Raw genomic sequence first — 20,541 nt, forward strand, 5'->3', positions numbered from 1 at the left:
GCCGCCAATCCGCCGGACAACATCACGCATGAAGTCACGCGCCAGTCGAGCGCCATGCGTTCTGATGTGGATTTTCCATGACCCAGATTTCCGCCCGCCTTCGCCAGCAATGGCTGGGCGACAATGGCTCGCCCCGCCATGAACTGCTTGCCGGTATTGTCGTTGCGCTCGCCCTGATCCCCGAGGCCATCGGCTTCTCGATTATTGCAGGGGTCGATCCGCGGGTCGGCCTATACGCCTCCGTGGCCATCGCCATCGTTGTGGCCTTCACTGGCGGCCGCCCGGGCATGATTTCGGCTGCGACAGCCGCCGTCGCCGTCCTCGTGGGGCCGCTCGTTCGCGAGCATGGCGTCGAATATCTGTTCGCCGCCACCATCCTGATGGGGCTGATTCAGATGATCGCCGGGCTCGCAAGACTCGACCTGTTGATGCAGTTCGTGTCCCGGTCGGTCATCACAGGCTTCGTCAACGCGCTGGCGATCCTGATCTTCATGGCGCAGCTGCCTCAGCTGACGAATGTGACCTGGCAGGCTTATGCGATGGTCGCGGCGGGTCTGGGGATCATCTATCTGCTTCCGCGCCTCACCAAGGCCGTGCCCTCGCCGCTGGTGGCCATCCTTGTCCTGTCGGCGATCTCGATCTGGACCGGGGCGCCGGTCAACAGCGTGGGCGACATGGGCCATTTGCCCGAAGGTCTACCGAGTTTCGCTCTTCCCGCCGTACCGCTGACACTCGAGACCCTCCAGATCATCTTACCCTATTCGCTGGCGATGGCGGCGGTCGGTCTGCTGGAATCCTTGCTGACCGCGCAGATCGTTGACGACATGACCCACACCGACAGCGACAAGCGCCGGGAATGTGCGGGCCAGGGCACTGCCAACATCGCCGCTGCATTGGTTGGAGGAATGGGCGGTTGTGCCATGATCGGTCAGTCGGTGATCAACGTCACGTCTGGCGGGCGCGGACGTTTGTCGACCTTCACCGCCGGTGCCTTCCTCCTGTTCCTGCTCGCCGTCCTCGGCCCCTTCGTTGGCCAGATCCCGATGCCGGCGCTGGTCGCCGTGATGATCATGGTCTCGATCGGAACCTTCAGCTGGAACTCGATTCCGAACCTTGGAAAGCACCCTTGGCCTTCGTCAGTGGTGATGCTGACGACAGTGGTCGTGGTGGTCGCAACGCATGATTTGTCGATGGGCGTGCTCGCTGGCGTGCTGCTGTCGGGCATCTTCTTCGCGGGCAAGGTGCAACGCATGTTCGCGGTCAAGCGAACGGTCTCGCCCGACGGTGAGACCGCGACCTATCGGGTGACAGGGCAAATCTTCTTCGCTTCGGTGGCGCGCTTCGTTCGAGCTTTCCAAGTCGAGGAGAGCGCTGCGAATATCCTCATCGACATGACGGCCGCGCACTTCTGGGACATCTCGGCCGTCGGAGCGCTCGACAAGGTCGTAGCGCGGCTGCGCCGAGAAGGGCGGGCCGTGGAGATGGTTGGCTACAACAGGGCAAGCGCGGACATCGTCGACAAATTCGCACTGCACGACAAGACGGGTTTTGAAATCGGCGCGGTGCCGCACTGAGTGATGCGTCCGCGAAGGTCGGACTTTGCGGCTTGGCAGCTCCGGCGCCGACCGGCGGAGTGAGTCAAAAAGCCCTTGTGCGGACCAGAATAACCAATGGCCGCAATGGGACGAAACGGACATCGGTGCGCCCGATCTTCGTCACCCCGGGTCAGGCCCGGGGCGACGGGAGAGGGTAAGGCGCCCGGAGGCCTACAGCGCCGCGCAGGCCGCTTCGAGCCAGGCGCGCTCCTCAGCATCGAGCCCCGGCCCGATCCGCTTCACCACTTCGGCGTGATAATCGTCGACCCACTGGCGCTCGCGCGGGCTCAGCATCTCGGTGACGATCAGCCGCCGGTCGATCGGCGCGAAGGTGAGGGTCTCGAAGCCGAGCATCTCCTTCTCCGCGCCAGCGATGTCGACCGGCACGACGAGAATGAGGTTCTCGGTGCGGATTCCATATTCGCCGGCCTTGTAGAAGCCCGGCTCGTTCGAGAGGATCATGCCGGGCGCGAGCGGCTCGTCGGAGCCTGACTGGCTGCTCCCCATCGGCGCGATCCGCTGCGGGCCTTCGTGGACCGAGAGGAAGCTGCCGACGCCGTGGCCGGTTCCATGGGCATAATCGACGCCCGCTTCCCACAGCGGCCGGCGGGCGAAGCTGTCGAGCTGGCCGCCGCGCGTGCCCTTGGGGAAGACGGCGGTCGCGAGCGCGATATGCCCCTGGAGGACGCGGGTAAAACGGTCGCGCATTTCGTCCGTCGGCTCGCCGACCGCGACGGTGCGGGTGATGTCGGTGGTCCCGTCCTGATACTGGCCACCCGAATCGATCAGGTAGAGCGAGCCCGGCGCGAACGGCACGTTGCTCTTCTCGGTCGAATGATAATGCGGGCTCGCGGCATTGGCGCCGAAGGCCGAGATGCTGTCGAAGCTGAGGTCCTTCAGTGCCGGATCGGTGCGGCGGATCTCCTCGAGCTTCGACGCGGCCTTGAGTTCGTCGAGGTCGCCCGTCTCCTGGACCCATTTGAGGAAGCGGCTGATGTAGGCGCCGTCGCGGGTCTGGGCGGCGCGCTGGCCCGCAAGCTCGACCTCGTTCTTGATCGCGCGCGGAAGGACGGTCGGATCGCGCAGCTCGACGACCTTCGCGCCGGCCTTGTCGAGCGCTTCGAAGATGGCGGCGACCGAACGCTCGGGATCGACCGCGACGGTCTTGCCGGAGAGTTCGCCGAGCGCGGCCTCGAAGTCGGCGCGCTCGTGGAGGCGCACGCCATTGCCGAGATGCTGGCGAAGCTCGGGCGTCACCTTCTCGCCCGCGACGAACAGGTCGGCGGTGCCGTCGGCGTGGACGAGCGCGTAAGCGAGCGCGACCGGGGTGCGGGCGACGTCGGTACCGCGGACGTTGAAGGTCCAGGCGATCGAATCCAGCGCGGCGAGGACCGCGGCATCGGCCTTGCTGGCGCTCAGCCAGTCGCCGATCGCCTGGCGCTTGTCGGCGCTCGAGCGGCCGGCGAAGCGTTCGGGGTGGACGACCAGCGCGGCCTTGCTCGGCTGCTCTCGGTCGTGCCAGATCCGGTCGATCGGGTTGGTCGTGACGGGGACAAGGGTCGCGCCGCGTGCGGCGAGCGCACGGCTTGCGGCCTTCACCCAGTCGGCACGGTGGAGCCAGGGATCGTAACCGATCCGCCCGCCCTCGGGCGCATGCTCCTTGAGCCAGCCGGCGATGCTCGTCTCCGGCACCGACTGGTAGGACCAGTTCTGGCCATCCACCTGCTGGCGCACCTGCAGCGTGTAGCGCCCGTCGGTGAAGATGGCCGCTTCCTCCGGCAGCACCACCGCCGACCCGGCCGAGCCCTCGAAGCCCGTCAGCCAGGCAAGGCGCTGCGCGTAACTCCCGACATATTCGCTCATATGCTCGTCGGTGAGGGGCACGACGAAGCCGTCGAGGCGGTCGGCGGCAAGCTGGGCGCGAAGGGCGGCGAGGCGGTCTGCATGGGTCGACATGCCGCCTCTCTAGCGCGTGTCGGGGGCTGGACGAAACCTCCGCTCTTGCGGCATCCCTCGGGCACACCACTTGGGGAGGGTAATCATGCGTTCCGTCCTGCTCGCCGCATTGCTCCTCGCGGCGGTCCCAGCAACAGCCCAGAAAGCCGCGATGACAGCCAAGCTTCCCACCCCGCCCAAGGCCGAGCAGCGCCCCCACAGCTACACCCGCCACGGCGAGACCATTTCCGATCCCTGGGCCTGGCTCCGCGACCAGGGCTATCCCAAGGTCGATGACAAGGACGTGCTCGACTATCTCAAGGCCGAGAACGCCTATTTCGAAGCCTGGAAGGCGCCGCACGAACCGCTGGTCGAGACCCTCTTCCAGGAATTGAAGGGCCGCCAGAAGGAGGACGACAAGTCCGTTCCGGTGAAGGACGGCAACTGGACCTATTGGTGGGAATTCGAGCCCGGCGCGCAATATCGCCAATGGTATCGCCAGCCGCTGATGAAGGGCGGGGTCCCGGCCGGCGGCGCGCCGCTCGGCAGCGGGCCCGTGGTCATCAATGAGCTCCCACCCCGCCAGCTGATCCTCGACGAGGTCAAGGAAGCCGCGGGCAAGGAATATTATCGCCTCGGCGCGCTTGAGGTCAGCCCCGACGGCCGCCTCGCCGCGGTCTCTGCCGACGTCAACGGCTCCGAGCGCTTCCGCCTCGAGATCCGTGACCTCGCCACCGGCAAGACGCTCGAGACCGTCTCCGAGGTCGCCAGCGGAACCCCGATCTGGAGCGCCGACGGCAAGGCCATCCTGTTCACCGAGACCAACAAGGAATGGCGCAGCTATCGTGCCCGCCATCACCGTATCGGCGCCGATCCCAGGAACGACCGCACCCTCTATGAGGAGAAGCTCGACAAGGGCTTCGGAGTCGGCCTGTCGAAGAGCCAGGACAAGAGCCTGATCTTCTTCTCGACCGGCGACAATCGCACCAGCGAGGTCCGCTTCGTCCCCGCCGCCGATCCGCTGGCCGAGCCGGTCCTGATCAGCCCGCGGGCCGAGAACCGCCTCTACGAAGCCGATGCCGCCCACGGCAAATTGTGGATCCTGACGAACGACAAGCACGTGAATTTCCGGGTCGTCTCGGCCGATCCGAAGAAGCCGGGCGACTGGACCGAGGTCGTGCCGGGGTCCGACCGCACCTATCTTCGCGGCGCGACCAGCTTTGCCCGGCACCTCGTCCTTACCGCCCGGGTCGACGGCCTCGACCAGATCCTGCTGCGCGACTATTCGACCGGCAGGATCGAGCCCATTCCCTTCAAGGAAGCGAGCTACACCGTCTCGCTCGGCAGCAACCCCGAATATGACCACCCGACCTATCGGCTGAGCTATTCCTCGATGGTCACCCCGGGCACGGTCTACGACTATCACCGCGACGGTGGGACGCTGACGGCGCTCAAGGTCCAGGAAATCCCCTCGGGCTACGACCCCTCGCAATATGTCACCGAGCGGCTGATGATCCCGGCCCGCGACGGCAAGAAGGTGCCCGTCAGCATCGTCTACAAGAAGGGCTACCGGAAGGACGGCAGCCAGCCGCTCTTCCTCTATGCCTATGGCGCCTACGGCTATGCCATTCCGCCGAGCTTCTCCTCGGCGCGCCTCAGCCTCCTCGACCGCGGCTTCGCCTACGCCATCGCCCACATCCGCGGCGGCGACGACCTTGGCTACGGCTGGTATTTGGACGGCACCGCGAAGAACCGCTGGAACACCTTCCACGACTTCGTCGACGCGGCGAAGGGCCTCAATGCCGCGGGTTTTGCCAAGCCCGGCAGGATCGCCATCCAGGGCGGCTCGGCCGGCGGCAAGCTGATGGGCGTCGTCGTCAACACCGATCCCCAATTGTGGGGCGCCGTCATCGCCGATGTGCCCTTTGTCGACGTCGTCAACACCATGCTCGACGACACGCTTCCGCTGACCCCGGGCGAATGGCCGGTGTGGGGCAATCCGATCACCGACCCGGAAGCGTTCAAGCTCCTCAAGAGCTACAGCCCCTACGACAATGTCACGGCCAAGGCCTATCCGCCGATGCTGGTCACCGCCGGTCTGAACGACCCGCGCGTCACCTACTGGGAGCCGGCCAAGTGGGTCGCGCGCCTCCGCGCCACCAAGACCGACGACAATCTCCTCCTCCTCAAGACCAACATGGGCGCCGGCCACGGCGGCAAGTCCGGCCGCTGGGACAGCCTGCGCGAAACCGCCGAGGACTATGCCTTCGTCCTTACCCAGCTGAAGGTCGCCGAATGACCGACAAAGCCCTCTCCCGCCTGCGGGAGAGGGTTGGGTGAGGGTTCTGTCGAGCTATTTTCATCCGGCACCGCGAGAGGCGCAATGGCAGCGCAGATAGGACGAACCAATCCACATGCCAGGCGATTGCGGAAGAGCGGAACGGATGCGGAGCGCAAGCTCTGGCAGCACCTTCACAATCGGCAACTCGACGGTTTCAAGTTTCGCCGACAGGCGACCATCGGCCCCTACGTCGTGGACTTCCTTTGCGCGGAGCTTTCCCTGGTGATCGAAGCGGATGGCGGCCAGCATGACGAGATGACGGATGCGCGGCGGACGGCCTTTCTCGAAGCAAGAGGCTTCTCGTTGCTGCGCTTCTGGAATGACGACATCCTGCAAAATACAGGCGGCGTTCTTTCGGTAATCTTGTCCTCGGCCAGGAAGGCAAGACCCTCACCCAACCCTCTCCCGCCAGCGGGAGAGGGCCAGTGACTGCGCTTCTCGCCGCCGCGCTCGTCGCGGCTGCCCCCGGGGCCGTTGCGGCGGCGCCGGCCGAGGTCAGCGTCACCCGCCGCGGCGAGACGTTCGAGGCAGTCTTCACCCTGCCGCGGAGCGCCCCCGCCTGGGGCTTCTTCCGCTCCTCGCTCGCCGCAAACGACCGGCTGCCGTGGCGGCCGCGCAGCTGGACCATCCTCACTCCCGGGGTACGGCTCGAACGACGCGGCAATTATGACGCCTTCGTCGGCGAGGGTGGCCGCGACGTGCCCCGCCGGATCCTCGTCCGGGTCACTCCCTACACGCGCGAAGTGCTGAGCGACTATGTCCCCGCGCTCCGCCTCGGGCGCGACGGCATCGCTTTGTTCGACGGGCAATTCTCGCTCTTCTCGGTGGCTTCCGCGAGCCGCCTCGACAGCCTCGGCCTCGATCCGCAGGACGCCGCGGTCGGCGACGGCGGGACCAGGATCCGCTTCCGCGGCGATCCCGCCTCGCTCCGGCTGGCCGGCGACACGCGCGGCTATGCCCGCGGCAACAGCGCCGGCACCTACGGCCTCTATGGCGTTCCCGGCGCGGTCGACCATGGCGGGATGGCGACCGTGGTCGACCCCGGCATGCCGGCCTGGCTCGCCACCGACATCCGCACCTTCACGCCGAGGCTCCTCGACCGCTACCGGCGGCTGCTCGGCTCGCCGGGCGACCTCAACCCGACCGTGCTCGCCAGCTGGGCCGGGTCCGACCAGCCCGGCGCCAGCCTCAACGGCGGTGTGCTCAAGGGCCTCGTCCTGATGCGCATGTCGGGCCGTGCCGCGCTTCAGCCCTCGCCCCCGCTGCGCGCGCTCGCCTATCGCTATGTCGCGCACGAAAGCGCGCATTTCTGGCTGGGGCAATTGCTCGACTATGACCGGGTCGCCGACAACTGGATCATGGAAGGCGGCGCCGACCTCCTCGCCATCCGTGCGCTGGGCGCGTCCGATCCTTCATACGACACCCGCGCCGCCCTGCAGAAATCGCTCAGCCAGTGTGTCACGGCGTCGCGCAAGGGCGGCCTCGCATCCGCGTCCGACCGCCAGGACTTCCAGGCCAAATATGATTGCGGCGCGCTTCTGTCGCTGGTTGCCGAACGAGTCTCGGGGGGCGACTTTCACGCCTTCGTTCGTCGCCTGATCGCGGCCAACCGAGCCGACCGCAGCGTCTCCACCGATGAGTGGATCGCGCTGGTCGAAAGCTATCCCGCCGGTCGCGGGCTCGGCGCCCGGATCCGTCCGCTGCTTGCCGGCGCGCAGCCGGACGGGCAGGGCTGGACGAACCTCCTGACCGCCGCCGGGATCCGCACCCGGCCGGGATCCGACACAGCTCCGGAGCTATTGTGACGACGCCAAGCTATTCGCTGACCCTGACCGCGCTGCCCGAACACATCGACGAGCTCGGCCATGTCAACAATGCGGTCTGGGTGCAGTGGATCCAGACGGTCGCCACCAGCCACTGGTATGCGACCGCCTCGGACCAGTATCGCGATGCCTTCGTCTGGGTCGTGATCCGGCACGAGATCGACTATCTTCGCCCGGCCCTCGTCGGTGACGTGGTGACCGGCCGCACCTGGGTCGGCGACGCGCCCAAGGGCGCCCGCTTCGACCGCTTCATGGAATTCACCGGTGCCGACGGGAAGCTGCTGGTCCGCGCCCGCACGACCTGGGCGATGCTCGACAAGGCTACCGGCCGCCCGCAGCGCATCACCACCGAGATTGTCGCCCCGTTCCTCGGTTGAGGCCGGCGACAAAGCGCTGTCCTACACGCCCCGCTTTTGGCACAAGGAAAGCGATGACGAAGGCCGACTCCCGCCCCATTTCGTGCGCGACGCGCCAGGGCGAAGCGAGGGGAAGGGCCGGACGGGCCGCGGACTATGTCAACTTCGTCAACTTCGCCTAGGATCTGAGGCCATGCCCCGCGTCATCCTCCACGATTATTTCCGTTCCTCGGCCAGCTACCGGGTCCGCATCGCCCTCAATCTGAAGGGCATCGCCTACGAGCAGCACAGCGTCAGCCTTGCGAAGGGCGAACAGAAGGAAGCGGCCTATACCGCGCTTAACCCACAGGGCTTCGTGCCGATGCTCGAATGGGGGACCAAGCGCTTCACCCAGAGCCTCGCCATCTTCGACTGGCTCGACGCGCAGGTGAAGGAGCCGCCCTTCGTGCCCCATGATCCGGAAGGCCGCGCCCATGTCCTCGCGCTGGCGCTCACCATCGCCTGCGACATCCACCCGCTCAACAATCTGCGGATCCTCAAATATCTGAAGAACGACCTTGGCCATGACCAGGCGACGGTCGACGACTGGTATCGCCACTGGGTCGCCGAAGGCCTGGCCGCGCTCGAAGGCCTGTCCGCCCCCACCGCCGGCCGCCACCTCTACGGCGACGAGCTCGGCATGGCCGACATCTGCCTCGTTCCCCAATTGTTCAACGCGCGCCGGTTCGACGTCCCGCTCGATTCCTATCCGACCCTGCTGCGTGCCGAGGCCGCCGCGCTCGATCATCCGGCCTTCCAGGCCGCGCACCCCGACCGTCAGGAGATCCAGGCATGAACCGCGTCGACAACATGACCGCCGGAATCGACCGCGTCCGCGCGCCGTCGGCCCATCTCGCCGAGGTCGACATCCCGAGCCTCGAGGGCAAGGTCAGCGAGGAGGAATGGAAGCTCCGCGTCGACCTCGCCGCGGCCTATCGCCTCGTCGCCCACTACGGCTGGGACGATCTCATCTTCACCCACATGAGCGTCCGGGTGCCGGGGCCCGAGCATCACTTCCTTCTGAACCCCTATAACCTCATGTTCGAGGAAGTGACCGCCTCGAGTCTGGTGAAGGTCGACCTCCAGGGCAATCCGGTCGAGCCCTCGCCCTTCATCACCAACCCGGCGGGCTTCACCATCCATTCGGCGGTCCACATGGCGCGCGAGGACGCCCATGCGGTGATCCACCTCCATACGCCCCACGGCCAGGCGGTCGCCGCGCACGAGGAGGGGCTGCTGCCGCTCACCCAGACCGCAATGCTGATCCGCGGCGACATCGCCTTCCACGACTATGAAGGGGTCGCGACCGACCATGAGGAGCGCGAGCGGATCGTCGCGGACCTCGGCACGAAGAATGCCATGCTGCTGCGCAACCATGGCACGCTCGCCGTCGGCGAGAGCGTCGGCGAGGCGTTCATCCGCATCTATTTCCTCGAGCGCGCCTGCGAGGCGCAGATCTACGCGCTGTCCGCCGGCGAGAGGATCAATAATCCGCCGCAGGGCACCCCCGAGATCGCGGCGCAGCAGGGCGCGCAGGGGCTGAAGCTCGCCGCGCAGTTCCTCGCCTGGCCGGCCCTCCTGCGGAAGGCCTACCGGCTCGATCCCGCCTTCGCCAGCTAGGCGGCGAGGCGGACAGCGGGCAACGCCGCGGGGCCGTTCGGGAGGACGAAGCGGCCCGAGGCGCGCGACAGGACCTCGGCCTGCTCGGTCAGCTGCGAGGCCGCCGCGGCGCTTTCCTCGACCATCGCCGCGCTCTGCTGGGTGGTCGTGTTCATCGCCTCGATCGCCTCGCGGATCTGGCTGATGAGATTGGCCTGTTCGCCATTGGCCTCGGCGATCGCGCCCAGCCGTCCGTGAACCGCCTCGACGTTGCCCGCGATCTCGTTCAGCGCCCGGTCGACCGACCGCACCGCCTCGACCGCATCGCCGATGTCGCTCTGGGTCGTGGTCAGCTGCGCCCGCGCCAGCTTGGCCTCCTCCTCGGCCCGCATGGCGAGCGCGCTGACGAGGTCGGCGACCACCGCAAACCCGCGCCCCGCCTCGCCCGCACGACCCGCCTCGACCGCCGCGTTCATCGCCAGCACCCGGGTCTGGAAGGCAATCTTGTCGAGCCCCTCGATCACCGCGTCGATCCCCTGCGCGCTGTCGCTGACCCGGTTCATCGCCGACACCGCCGAGCCGGTCGTCGACCGTCCCTCGACCAGCGAGGCCATCCCGCTGTTCGCGACCTCGACCGTCTGGGTCGCCGTCGCCGCCGTGTCGCGGACGTGCCGGTCGATCTCGTTCAGCGCCGCCGACGTCTCCTCGAGCGTCGCCGCATTGCGCTCGGTCCGCCGGGCGATCTCGCCGTTGGCCTCGGCGATCTCGCGCGCGCTCAGCCGCACCACGCCGGCGCTGTCGCGCACCTCGCCCACGATCCCCGACAGGCTCGTCAACGAATTGTTGAAGTCGGATTTCAGCGACGCGAACGGCGCGTGGAGCTCGGTCTCGATCGAGCGGCTGAGATTGCCTTCCGCCAGCGCGGCCAGCCCGCTGCCGATGCTCTTCACGATCAGCTCGGACTGCTGTTCGCGCGCCGCCTCGCTTGCTTCGAGCTGGGTGCGAAAGTCGGCGATCCCGCGAGCAAGCGTACCGACTTCGTCGCCGCGATCGGCACCCTCGACCGCCTGCGTCCGGTCACCCGCCGCCATGCGCTCGATCACGGTGGCAAGGCCGACAATCGGCAGGATCAGGCCCGACCGCATCCCTGCCGCGATCCGGGTCGCAAGCGCGATCGCCGCGCCCATGGCGACCACGATCAGGAGGATCGCCGAGAGACCGAGCCAGGAGGCGCGCCGGCTCTGCTCGGCGCCATGGCTCTCGATCACCTCGGTGACCTTTTCCATCGCCCCTTCGAGTTCCTCGAAGCGGACAAAGAACTGGGGCAGCGCGCGGCCCGCGGCCTCGGGGTTGCGCGACGACAGTTGCGCGATGGTGAGGGCGGCCCGGGCATAGGCATTGAGCGGCCCGGCGACGCCGCGGGTTGCCGTCGTCACGGCCGGGCTGTTGGGATAGCTTGCGGTCTCGGCGACCGACTGGCGAAAGGCCTCGAGGCGGCCGCGGAGGTCCTCGCGTGCCTGCGCCCCGTCGATCCCGAACGCCGGGTCGCGCGAGCTGAGGATCGAGAGAACGTCGCCGCGCACCGCGTCGTGCATCATGTCCGCGGTCATGTGGCTGCGCATCAGCGCGGTGACCGCTTCCTCCTTGTGGATGGCATTACGAAGGAGGAAGGCGGCGCCGGTGCCCATCCCTCCGCACAGGATCAGGAGCAGCATCATCAGCAGCTGGACCCGGCGGGTGGCCTCGATCAGCGATCGGCTCTCGGACATGACCTCTCCTTCATCGCGCGGCGCGGCCGGCGGACCATTCTCCTCTTTATAGGCAGCCGCAGCCGGGCCGGGCCCGAGCCCTCTATCATTGCTGCAAGGGCGCCGGGGGCGCGGGCATCGGGCCCGCCGGGCGCGGTCAGGAGCGATGATGTTGGGACCCTTTGCCCTGCTCGCGGTGGCGGGCGACATTCCGCCGGCGCCGGAAGCAATTCCGGCCGCGGCGACGACGGAGAAGTCCTTCGTCCTCGGCGCCGCCTATCAGCTCGACCTCAGCCTCGGTTCGCACGGAGGCCGTTCGCTCCAGCGGCTCGATCGCCTCGACCTCACCGCGGAAGCGAGCTTCGACCAGCTCGGCTGGACCGGCGGCAAGGCCTTCGTCCGGCTCCTCGGCAACAGCGGGGCCAAGCCCAACGAGCGCGCCGCCACCCTTCAGGGCATCAACAATATTGAAGTGCCGAAGAATGGCCTTCGCCTGTTCGAGGCGTGGATCCAGCAGGATTTCGATCGCGCTTCGGTCCGGTTCGGCGCCTATGACCTCAACAGTGAATTCTACGCGACCCGGAGTTCGGCGCAGTTGCTCGCGCCGGCCTTTGGGATCGGACCCGAGCTTGCCATGACCGGACCGCGCGGGCCGGCGATCTTTCCCTATTCGGCGCTCGCCCTCCGCGCCGAAGCCAGGGTCGGTGCAGCCGGTCTCGTGCGCGCGGCGCTCGTCAATGCCGATGCCGGGACGCTGACCGACCGTGGGGGGCTCCATCTCGGTCTCCGCCAGGGCGTGCTTGCCATCACCGAGGCCGGCAGGGAAGCGAGCGGTCGGCGGATCCTCGCCGGGCTGTGGGCCTATAGCCGCGCCCAGCCCGCGGCCGACCCCGCAAGCAGCAATCGCCATCGTGCCTTCGGCGGCTATCTCCTGTTCGAGCAGCAGTTCGGAGAACGGCTTACGGGTTTCGTCCGGAGCGGCCTGTCCGACGGCCGGACGACCGCCTTCAAGGCGAGCTGGCAAGCCGGCTTCCAGCGCAAGCCCGCGCCGCTCGGAAGCGCCGACAGCGCGGTCTCGCTCGGTCTCTACCAGGCCTTTCTCTCTTCCGGGCGACGCCAGGCGATCGCCGGCGACGGAGACCGGTCCGCCCGCGCCGAGACGGGAGTCGAACTCACCTGGAAGGATCGCCTGCTCGGTCCGGTGACGCTTCAGCCAAGCCTGCAGTTCGTCCGCAACGGCGGCGGGATCGCGGCCAGCGGCGGCCAGTGGATCGGCGCGCTGCGCTTCGGCTGGGAGCTTTGACCACAAGTGTTGCGCGCAAAGCTTGAGCCGCACGCCGCACCCTGTTAGGGCGCCCCCCGCTGCCGCTTTAGCTCAGTTGGTAGAGCACCTCATTCGTAATGAGGGGGTCACAGGTTCGAGTCCTGTAAGCGGCACCATCCTCCAGCTTCTCCGTCACGGGCGTGGCCGCTGCTTTTCCTGGCGGACGCATGATCGCCATCGGATGATGGGGAATGCTCTTCTCCCGCTTGCGCACCGGCGTCAAAGCCAGAAGCCAAAAGGCCAGCCCCGCCTGGTCGCTCCCGGGACGAACAAGGCGTCCCGCTCAGAACGCGTGCTGCGGCTGCGCTTGTACGGATTTGCCGGTACTGTCGCTCAATTGCTTTTTGATGTGGATGTAGAAGACCGGAATCGCCGCAAGGATCGCCAGGAACGGCGAGGCAAAGAGCACCAGCGCGATCCAGAAGAAGGTGCTTGCGCGCGGTTTCGGTTCGAGTGCCAGGATCGCCGGGACGAGCAATGCAACCTCATATCCCAAGGCGTAGGGTGAGATGAGAATAGCGCCGCCAAGCAGGGCGAGTAACTGCAGCGGCACGCTTTTCCCGCGGAAGCTCCACCAGACGGCAGCCAGCGCCATTGGAATGGTCAGGAGCAGGCTGAAGGGACCGATATGCGCATAGGGCGTTGCCGACATACGGACCAAGGTCGGATCGCTTGCCACGAGATCACGGAAACGAGCCAAGGCGCCAAGCCACGCGACCCAATCTCCCCCGAGCAGCCAGGAGATTGCCACGAGCGCGCCGCTCACGACAGCGGTGGCGATCATGGTTCGCCAACGGCCGCCAGCGATGAGCGCGATCGGCAGCAGGAGCAGCATCTGGGGTTTCAGGGCCCCGGCAAGCGCGAAAAGCACTCCTTGCAGGATCGGTCTCTTCGGCATGGTCAGGCCCAACATGACCAACCCGCCAACCACGAAGGTGACCTGCCCGACCAGTATCACCAGGACGCAAACGTGAGGTATGAGCACGAGGCGCCAGTCCGCGCCGACCCTCGATGACGCCCAGGCAAACAGAGCGGAAGAGAGGGTGATGAAGGATGCGTATGCGACGAAGAACGGCATCGACCCGAAGACCCACAGCATTGATAGGGTCGACGGAGGATTGATGAACGGTCTTACCTTCCGCTCGAACAGCCAGGTTTGAAGTTCGGTGATGTACGCGAAGTCATAGACGCGTGCCGCATTCTCGACGCGAAGGGCGGTCCAGAGTGGAAGAAAGTCCAGGCCGAGCGGCTGATTTGCAAGAACCGCCTGGATCAGTCTGACGTCCAGCATCACGCAGCCGACGATCACCAGAGGCAGCAGTGGAAATCCCGGGCCGAGGCGCCAGCGACGTGCGAATTCGCCGAACTTATTGGCTTCCGCATCAGGCGGGCTGAAGGTCCCGGCAGTATGGCCGGGCCCCGATGGCGATCCGATCATCGGAGGTTTCGCTGATTCTCGTCGACGCGCCTAGGCATTCGCACGCTCGGGGTTTTCAGGGCTCAGGCCAATTCTGTCCCGGATGACATAAAGGGGCCTCTGCTTGGTCTCGGAGAGTATGCGTCCGACATATTCACCAAGGACCCCAAGCGAGATCAGCTGAAAGCCGCCGAGCAGAAGAATGGAAACAATGAGCGATGCATATCCTGGGACCGTGACGCCGAAGACGACCGTCTGCACAAGGATGAAGGACGCATAGGCGATCGCAAGCATGGCGACGACCGCACCCACATAGCTCCACACCCGAAGCGGAACGGTCGACGAAGATGTTATTCCGTCAAGAGCAAGCGTCCAGAGCTTCCAGAAACTGAACTTGCTCGACCCGACCTCTCGCTCTTCCCGGTCATATTCGACCGTGGTCTGCGAGAAACCAGCCCAGGCGAAAAGTCCCTTCATGAAGCGGTTGCGCTCGGGCAGGCGGCGAAGGACGTCGACGATGCGGCTGTCCAGCAATCGGAAATCACCGGCATGTTCCGGGATCTTGTCCGACGAAAGCAGATTGTGGGCGCGGTAGAAGAGGTTTGCAGACGTGCGCTTGAGCAGGGTGTCGCTGGACCGGCAGCGCCGGATGCCGATCACCATTTCATAGCCTTCGCGCCATTTGGCGACCATCTGCGGCAGGACTTCCGGGGGGTCCTGCATATCAACATCCATCGGCACCACGGCTTGCCCCGACGCCAGGTCGAGCCCTGCGCTGAGGGCTGCTTCCTTGCCGAAATTCCGCGAGAGCGAGACGATCTTGACCCGGGGTTCGACCGCATGGGACGCCAATAGAGCGACCAGCGTGTTGTCACTGCTTCCGTCGTCGACGAACAGGATTTCCCAGCCGGCATCGCCCGCGATGCCTTCGAGGATGGGCTGCACGCGAGCCAGGAACGGCTCGATCGCATTCTCCTCGTTCTTCACCGGAACCACGATGGAGAGAAGCGGCCGCGCGTCGCACGCTCCGTAGCGCTCGGTTGTCCGACCGGAATCAAGGGAGGATAGGAATGACACGTGAACCGCTCCTTCCCGATCCTCGATAAGCAGGAATGGTTTACGAAAACTTCACCTCGATTCTGCAAATGTGGGCGAAAGGGAGGACGTCCACAGTGGAACGAGTTGTCTTTGATCGCATGGCCGAGCTCGACCAGGAGCATTGGTGGTTTCTGGCGCGCCGGAAAATTCTCGCGAGCGCGATTCGACATGTCGTCGCTCCGCCCGAGGATGCGCGCATCCTCGAAATCGGTTGCGGAACCGGTCACAACCTCGAGATGCTCCAGCAATTCGGTCACCTCAACGCCTGCGAAATGGACGCGGGTGCGCGTGATCTCGCAAGCCTGCGTCTGGGCCGCGACGTAGCCGATGCGTCGCTGCCCGCGCTTTCACCCTATGGGACGACCACCTTCGACATGGTGGCCCTGCTCGACGTGCTCGAGCATATCGACGATGACGCTGCCGCGCTGAAACGCATCCACGATGTGCTCAAGATCGGCGGTGCCCTCCTGGTCACGGTTCCTGCGAACGAGTGGATGTGGAGTTCGCATGACGTCGCCCACCACCACCACCGCCGCTACACCAGGAAGAGCTTCCAGCAAGCGCTCACTGCGGCCGGCTTCGAGATCCAGTATCTGACCTACTTCAATACGATCCTTTTTCCGTTGATCGCCGTGATCCGGGGCATGAACAAGGTCCTTGGCCGCCACGAGTCCGACGACGCACTGCCGAGCTCGTTCGTCAATCGCGCTCTCAAGAAGATCTTCTCGTTGGAGGCAGGAGCAATGGGCCGTTTCTCGATGCCGTTCGGGGTCAGCCTTCTGGCCGTGGTCAGACGCAAAGCCTGAGGCTTTTCCCGCAGACCGTCAGCCCGCCAGCGCCTTCGCGACGAGGGGGCGCAGGGGGACGCGCGCCTTGAAGCGGGCGCCGAGCAGGGCGGTTCCGCTGATCTTGCGCTGGACGAACAGGAGGTCTGCGGGCGGCAGGTGCCAGGCGGTGCGGTCGGCGGCGATCGCCATGCCTTCCTCGCGCAAGCTTCCGAGAAACGCCCGGTCGCCGAAGTCGAACTCTGCATCGCGGTGCAGTTCGGTCAGCACGACGCGCACCATCCGATCGAGCGCCTCGCCGTGGCGATCGGCGACCGCCTGGCCGATGAAGCCCGCGGCGACCGCGCCGCGCTTCACCGCTTCGGCATCACCATCGAGCGCGGCCGACAACAAGGTCCGGTAGCCGGCGCTGATCGGAGCCGGCACGTCCTGCGCCGCGCCGAAGTCGAGCAGGGCGATCCGCCCGTCGTCCATCAGGCGGTAATTGGCGTAATTGGGATCCGTCTGCATGACGCCGAAGTCGAACAATTCGCGCAGCACGAGATCGACGATCCGCGTCATCGCCCGGTCGCGGATTTCCTGCGGCGCGTCGTCCAGCGCCTCGATCGGGCGGCTCTCGATGAAGCTCATGGCGAGCGCCCGGCGCGTGGTGAATTCCGCGTCGAGGACCGGCACGACGAAATCATCGCTGCCCTCGAGCAAGGCGGCATAACGGCGCATCTGCAAGCCTTCGCGATTGTAGTCGGCTTCGCGCGCAAGCTGCGCCTTCGCTTCGGCGAGCAGGGGCGCGATGTCGAGCTCGGCCGGAAGCAGCCCCGACAGGCGCAGCAGCGAGGCGACATTGTCGACGTCGGCATCGATGCTCTCGGCGACGCCCGGATACTGGACCTTGATCGCCAGCACCCGTCCGTCGAGCGTCTCGGCGCGATGAACCTGGCCGATCGAGGCGGCGGCGATCGGATGCGCCTGGAAGCGGCGGAAGCGCCGGCGCCAGTCGGGGCCCCATTCCTCGGTCAGCAGCTTCGACAGCTGCGCCGGGGGCATGTGGAACGCATTGCTCCGCAGCCGGGCGAGGATGTCGGACAATTCGGGCGGCAGGAAATCGCCCGAATCGAGCGAGATCATCTGCCCGAGCTTCATCGCCGCGCCGCGCAGGTGCGCCAGCCGGTCGGCGACGCGGGTGAGATTGGCCGGGGTCAGCAGGAGGTCGCGGGTCTTGGGCCGCTGTCCGTCCGCGAGCCGCCGTGCCCCTTCGGCCAGCATCCCTCCGGCAAGGCCGCCGGCGAGGCGACCGAACTGCCCGGCGCGGGCCAAGCGGGAGCGGGGGACGGCGCGTCCCTTGTCGTCACTCACGCGGCAAGCCGCCGCTGCAGGGCCGGACGGACCCGAAGGAAGGCGAGGTAGGCGCGCTCGAGGAAAGCGAGGACCGCACGGTTCCGGGCAAGAAGCCCGAGCGGCCGGAGCAGCGGGATCGCCCGCCACATGGCGGCAAAGGCCGCGGCGCCGCTGAGGAGCGTCCCATCCTCCCGCGCGTGGAAGCGGGCAAGCAGCGCCGCCTGGTCGATCGGGCATTGATCGGCCGAGCCGGGATCGGCGACATCGACGAACTCGATCCGGCCGCGCCGGTCGAGCCGGCGCATGAGGGCGATCTCGCGGCGGCAGAGCGGGCAGGCGCCATCGAACCAGACGGTCAGCATGGTCTGCATATAGGGAGGGGAGGGCGCCCGTTCACCCGGCCACAAGGCCGGGTGCAGCGATCATGCGAGGAGGTCGCGAAGCGCCTTTGCCAGCTGGTCGCGTCCGTAGGGTTTGGCGATCACCGCCGCCTGCCCCTTCCAGTTGACCCCGCTCTCGGCATAGCCGGTGGCGAACAGGAAGGGGATTCCGCGGTCGGACAGGATGTCGGCGACGGGGAAGCTCGGCTGCTCGTTCAGATTGACGTCGAGGATCGCGGCCTCGAACTCTCCTTCGGCGGCGATCGCCATCGCGTCGGTCAGCTTGAACGCCGGGCCGACGACGCCATAGCCCAGCTCCTCGACCAGATCCTCGAGGGCGAAGGCAATGACCGGCTCGTCCTCGACCAGCAAAAGGCGGCAGACGTCAGGCATAAGCCGGCATCGGTGCGTCCACGATGCAGCGAACGCCGTCGCTTTCGAAGTGGATGGTCACCGTCCCTCCCAGTTCCGCGGCGAGGCCGCGCTCGATCATGCGGCTGCCAAAGCCGCGGCGTTCAGGCGGAATGACCGTCGGGCCGCCATGTTCCTTCCAATCGAGATGAAGCCGGCTGCTTTCGTTGCTCCAGCGGATGGCGACCTTGCCGCCTTCGGTGCTGAGGCTGCCATATTTGAGCGCGTTGGTGGCGAGCTCGTGGATCGCCATCGCCAGGCTCACCGCGACCTTGGGCGAGAGCATCAGGTCGGGCCCGTCGAGCTTCAGACGGTTGTCGTCCGAGCGCACCGCGGTGAAGGTGTCGCAGATCAGCCGGCGAAGCGGGACGGCTTCCCATTTCTCGCGGGTGAGGATGCCGTGGGCAGCGGACAGCGCGCCGAGGCGCCCCTCGAAGCGCGACAATTGCTCGGCCGGCGAACCGGCGCCCTTGAAGCTCTGCTGGGCAAGGCTCTGGATGATGGCGAGCAAGTTCTTGGCGCGGTGGCTCAGCTCGTTGATGAGCAATTGCTGGTGCGCGTCGGCCTGCTTGCGCTGCGTGATATCCTGCAGCGCGACGATCGCGATCTCGGCCTTGCCGTCATCCCCGACGATCGGAGCGGCCTGGGCGAGGAGGGTGATCACCCGCCCGTCGGGACGGCGATAGAGCATTTCGTCGTCGATCACGGTCTCGCCGGCGTTGACCGCGCGGTAGAGCGGATAGGCCTCGACCGGTACGGGCCTGCCTTCCTCGTCGATCCCGCCATAGCGATCATAGGTTTCGGCGCCCTCGGACAGGATCTGGTGGCCGAGCATCTCCTCCAGCGCCTGGTTGTAGAGGAAGATCTCGCCGCTGGGCACGCGGGCGATGGCGACCCCAATCGGCATCTGGTCGATCACCGCGCGGAGCTGTTCCTCGCTGCGGCGGACGCGGTCGCTCGCCTCGCGGCGTTCGTCATTGTCGATGACCGAGCCGACATAGCCGAGGAAGCGGCCCGAACCGTCGAACCGGGGCGCGGCGGCGTCGATGCACCAGCGGTAGCTGCCGTCCTTGCGGCGGAGGCGGAACTCGGTCTCGTACTCGACCTGCTGCTCGTTGGCCCGAACGAAGGCGCGCTCGGCCGCCGGCCGGTCGTCATCATGGACCGCGTCGAGCCAGCCGAAGCCCTCGCCCTCGGCCTCGTTCTGCCCGGTGAAATCGTACCAGGTGCGGTTGAGATAGGTGCAATAGCCGGTCTCGTCGGTCACCCACAGCATCACCGGCGTGTGGTCGGCGATGTTGCGGAAGCGGCCCTCGCTCTCGCGCAGGATCGCCTCGGACCGCACCCGAACGACATGCGCCCAGCTGCGGTCGGTCGCTTCGGCGATCAGCGACAGGTCTTCCGCGGTCCAGGTCCGCGGCTCCTTCTGGTGGACCGCCATCAGCGCGACCAGCCGGCCGGCGCGGACATAGGGCATGCAGACCGTCGCCCCGAGCCCGAGGTCGAGCAGCGCCTTGCCCTCGACCGGCCCGAGTTCGGCAAGCGTGTCGTTGGTGATCAGCGGCCGACCGGCGTGCAGCTCGGCCACCGCGGTCGCGCCGAAATCGTCGAGGCTGTAGCGCCCGACGATGCTCTGGATTCCTTCCGCAGCCCAGTTGCCGCGGATGGTGAAGATGTTCTGGTCCTCCTCCATGTCGGCATAGGCGACCACCGAGGCGTCCATATGCTCGCCGAGAAGCTGCGCGGTAACGCCCATGATCTCGGTCGGGGAGGAGAGGCTGCGGACCGCCTGCGACAGGCGATCGAACAGCGTCAGCCGTTCCGCGCGCTGCTGGAGCGAGCGTTCGGCGGCGAGCCTCGCGGTGGTCTCGATGACGATGGCGAGCACGCCCGCCGGCCGGCCGTTGTCGCCGAGCACGGGAGAATAATCGAGGTTCATCGCGACCGTCTCGGGACGGCCATGACGATGGAGGACCAGCTCCTGGTCCTGGAAGGAGAGGGTGCCTCCGGCGAGGCCGACCTTCATCACATGGTCGTTGAAGTCGGCGACCTCGGGCCAGCCCTCGCGGACCCGCGAGCCCAGGAGCTGCGGGTGGCGACCCCCGGCGAAGACCGAATAGGCATCGTTGTAGAGCATGATCCCGTCCTCGCCCCACAGCATGACGATGGGGACGGGGGACCGGAGGATCAGTCCGGTGGCGGCCTTGAGGCTCGTCGGCCACGACGCGACAGGCCCGAGACTGTCCGACCAGTCACGAGCGAGAATGAGGGCGCCACATTCGCCCCCGCCTTCAAGAAACGTAGGCATTCAAACGCGCTAGACGACGAAATGCGCTTCGCAAAGCGGTGGTTTGC

At 66.7% G+C, this 20,541-nt stretch carries 17 protein-coding genes, 1 tRNA gene and 1 other annotated feature (1 of these 19 cut by a window edge); of the genes, 10 read left to right on the forward strand and 8 right to left on the reverse strand.

The window, feature by feature from the left end; all coding sequences use genetic code 11:
• Positions 1–22 (forward strand) — a sequence feature (sul1 is cis-regulatory element that is thought to sense ions involved in sulfur or methionine metabolism; They are found in Alphaproteobacteria); it begins 34 nt to the left of the window's first position.
• A 55-nt stretch (positions 23–77) separates the two neighbouring features.
• Positions 78–1,574, forward strand: coding sequence for a SulP family inorganic anion transporter (locus AC4GYU_RS05070; RefSeq protein ID WP_491085809.1), 1,497 nt, complete (start codon positions 78–80; stop codon positions 1,572–1,574).
• 192 nt (positions 1,575–1,766) lie between these two features.
• On the opposite strand, the gene AC4GYU_RS05075 is transcribed toward AC4GYU_RS05070, so the two are convergent.
• Complete coding sequence (locus tag AC4GYU_RS05075) at positions 1,767–3,551, reverse strand: aminopeptidase P family protein (protein WP_491085810.1); 1,785 nt, start codon at positions 3,549–3,551, stop codon at positions 1,767–1,769.
• 151 nt (positions 3,552–3,702) lie between these two features.
• On the opposite strand from AC4GYU_RS05075, the gene AC4GYU_RS05080 reads away from it, so the two are divergent.
• The 6 genes from AC4GYU_RS05080 (at position 3,703) to AC4GYU_RS05105 (ending at position 9,709) form a co-directional block, all read left to right on the forward strand.
• A complete protein-coding gene (locus tag AC4GYU_RS05080) occupies positions 3,703–5,829 on the forward strand; it encodes a S9 family peptidase (RefSeq protein ID WP_491086881.1) in 2,127 nt (708 codons plus the stop codon).
• 84 nt (positions 5,830–5,913) lie between these two features.
• Positions 5,914–6,300, forward strand: a complete 387-nt coding sequence (locus AC4GYU_RS05085) for an endonuclease domain-containing protein (protein ID WP_491085811.1) — start codon at positions 5,914–5,916, stop codon at positions 6,298–6,300.
• The gene (locus AC4GYU_RS05090) at positions 6,297–7,676 is read left to right on the forward strand and encodes a hypothetical protein (RefSeq protein WP_491085812.1); all 1,380 of its coding nucleotides are present in this window, start codon (positions 6,297–6,299) and stop codon (positions 7,674–7,676) included. The genes AC4GYU_RS05085 and AC4GYU_RS05090 overlap by 4 nt, the downstream gene beginning before the upstream one ends.
• Positions 7,673–8,071, forward strand: a complete 399-nt coding sequence (locus AC4GYU_RS05095) for an acyl-CoA thioesterase (RefSeq protein ID WP_491085813.1) — start codon at positions 7,673–7,675, stop codon at positions 8,069–8,071. The genes AC4GYU_RS05090 and AC4GYU_RS05095 overlap by 4 nt, the downstream gene beginning before the upstream one ends.
• 172 nt (positions 8,072–8,243) lie before the next feature.
• Positions 8,244–8,885: a maleylacetoacetate isomerase gene (gene maiA, locus AC4GYU_RS05100; protein ID WP_491085814.1), complete on the forward strand. Its 642-nt coding sequence runs from the start codon at positions 8,244–8,246 to the stop codon at positions 8,883–8,885.
• Positions 8,882–9,709 (forward strand): class II aldolase/adducin family protein, encoded by an 828-nt coding sequence (locus tag AC4GYU_RS05105; RefSeq protein WP_491085815.1) that lies wholly within the window; start codon positions 8,882–8,884, stop codon positions 9,707–9,709. The genes maiA and AC4GYU_RS05105 overlap by 4 nt, the downstream gene beginning before the upstream one ends.
• On the opposite strand, the gene AC4GYU_RS05110 is transcribed toward AC4GYU_RS05105, so the two are convergent.
• Positions 9,706–11,457 carry a methyl-accepting chemotaxis protein gene (locus AC4GYU_RS05110; protein ID WP_491085816.1) on the reverse strand — a complete coding sequence of 584 codons (1,752 nt, stop codon included), beginning with the start codon at positions 11,455–11,457 and terminating at the stop codon, positions 9,706–9,708. The two genes, AC4GYU_RS05105 and AC4GYU_RS05110, sit on opposite strands and share 4 nt — an antisense overlap.
• 145 nt (positions 11,458–11,602) lie before the next feature.
• Between AC4GYU_RS05110 and AC4GYU_RS05115 the strand changes: the two genes are divergently transcribed.
• Both AC4GYU_RS05115 and AC4GYU_RS05120 read left to right on the forward strand, forming a co-directional pair.
• Positions 11,603–12,739 carry a carbohydrate porin gene (locus tag AC4GYU_RS05115; protein ID WP_491085817.1) on the forward strand — a complete coding sequence of 379 codons (1,137 nt, stop codon included), beginning with the start codon at positions 11,603–11,605 and terminating at the stop codon, positions 12,737–12,739.
• 61 nt (positions 12,740–12,800) lie between these two features.
• Positions 12,801–12,876 (forward strand) — tRNA-Thr (locus AC4GYU_RS05120).
• A 167-nt stretch (positions 12,877–13,043) separates the two neighbouring features.
• On the opposite strand, the gene AC4GYU_RS05125 is transcribed toward AC4GYU_RS05120, so the two are convergent.
• On the reverse strand, positions 13,044–14,198 hold the full coding sequence (locus AC4GYU_RS05125; protein WP_491085818.1) for a glycosyltransferase family 87 protein: 1,155 nt from the start codon (positions 14,196–14,198) through the stop codon (positions 13,044–13,046).
• 30 nt (positions 14,199–14,228) lie between these two features.
• Complete coding sequence (locus AC4GYU_RS05130) at positions 14,229–15,254, reverse strand: glycosyltransferase family 2 protein (protein WP_491085819.1); 1,026 nt, start codon at positions 15,252–15,254, stop codon at positions 14,229–14,231.
• 119 nt (positions 15,255–15,373) lie between these two features.
• On the opposite strand from AC4GYU_RS05130, the gene AC4GYU_RS05135 reads away from it, so the two are divergent.
• Entirely contained in the window at positions 15,374–16,081 is a 708-nt protein-coding gene (locus tag AC4GYU_RS05135) for a class I SAM-dependent methyltransferase (protein WP_491085820.1), read from the forward strand.
• A gap of 18 nt (positions 16,082–16,099) precedes the next feature.
• On the opposite strand, the gene AC4GYU_RS05140 is transcribed toward AC4GYU_RS05135, so the two are convergent.
• From AC4GYU_RS05140 to AC4GYU_RS05155, 4 genes are read right to left on the reverse strand one after another with little or no spacing between them, the layout of a single operon-like run.
• Entirely contained in the window at positions 16,100–17,413 is a 1,314-nt protein-coding gene (locus tag AC4GYU_RS05140) for an ABC1 kinase family protein (protein ID WP_491085821.1), read from the reverse strand.
• The gene (locus AC4GYU_RS05145) at positions 17,410–17,757 is read right to left on the reverse strand and encodes a thiol-disulfide oxidoreductase DCC family protein (protein ID WP_491086882.1); all 348 of its coding nucleotides are present in this window, start codon (positions 17,755–17,757) and stop codon (positions 17,410–17,412) included. The genes AC4GYU_RS05140 and AC4GYU_RS05145 overlap by 4 nt, the downstream gene beginning before the upstream one ends.
• A gap of 60 nt (positions 17,758–17,817) precedes the next feature.
• On the reverse strand, positions 17,818–18,168 hold the full coding sequence (locus AC4GYU_RS05150) for a response regulator (protein ID WP_491085822.1): 351 nt from the start codon (positions 18,166–18,168) through the stop codon (positions 17,818–17,820).
• Entirely contained in the window at positions 18,161–20,494 is a 2,334-nt protein-coding gene (locus tag AC4GYU_RS05155; protein ID WP_491085823.1) for a PAS domain S-box protein, read from the reverse strand. Before AC4GYU_RS05155 ends, AC4GYU_RS05150 begins: the two co-directional genes overlap by 8 nt.
• Positions 20,495–20,541 lie beyond the last annotated feature (47 nt).

It is taken from the genome of Sphingomonas sp. SP2, from assembly GCF_058313385.1.

Coding starts and splice junctions, on each gene's coding strand:
- AC4GYU_RS05070 (WP_491085809.1), top strand. CDS start 78: ATGACCCAGATTTCCGCCCGCCTTCGCCAGCAATGGCTGGGCGACAAT.
- AC4GYU_RS05075 (WP_491085810.1), bottom strand. CDS start 3,551: ATGTCGACCCATGCAGACCGCCTCGCCGCCCTTCGCGCCCAGCTTGCC.
- AC4GYU_RS05080 (WP_491086881.1), top strand. CDS start 3,703: ATGACAGCCAAGCTTCCCACCCCGCCCAAGGCCGAGCAGCGCCCCCAC.
- AC4GYU_RS05085 (WP_491085811.1), top strand. CDS start 5,914: ATGGCAGCGCAGATAGGACGAACCAATCCACATGCCAGGCGATTGCGG.
- maiA (WP_491085814.1), top strand. CDS start 8,244: ATGCCCCGCGTCATCCTCCACGATTATTTCCGTTCCTCGGCCAGCTAC.
- AC4GYU_RS05105 (WP_491085815.1), top strand. CDS start 8,882: ATGAACCGCGTCGACAACATGACCGCCGGAATCGACCGCGTCCGCGCG.
- AC4GYU_RS05110 (WP_491085816.1), bottom strand. CDS start 11,457: ATGTCCGAGAGCCGATCGCTGATCGAGGCCACCCGCCGGGTCCAGCTG.
- AC4GYU_RS05115 (WP_491085817.1), top strand. CDS start 11,603: ATGATGTTGGGACCCTTTGCCCTGCTCGCGGTGGCGGGCGACATTCCG.
- AC4GYU_RS05125 (WP_491085818.1), bottom strand. CDS start 14,198: ATGATCGGATCGCCATCGGGGCCCGGCCATACTGCCGGGACCTTCAGC.
- AC4GYU_RS05135 (WP_491085820.1), top strand. CDS start 15,374: ATGGCCGAGCTCGACCAGGAGCATTGGTGGTTTCTGGCGCGCCGGAAA.
- AC4GYU_RS05145 (WP_491086882.1), bottom strand. CDS start 17,757: ATGCTGACCGTCTGGTTCGATGGCGCCTGCCCGCTCTGCCGCCGCGAG.
- AC4GYU_RS05150 (WP_491085822.1), bottom strand. CDS start 18,168: ATGCCTGACGTCTGCCGCCTTTTGCTGGTCGAGGACGAGCCGGTCATT.
- AC4GYU_RS05155 (WP_491085823.1), bottom strand. CDS start 20,494: ATGCCTACGTTTCTTGAAGGCGGGGGCGAATGTGGCGCCCTCATTCTC.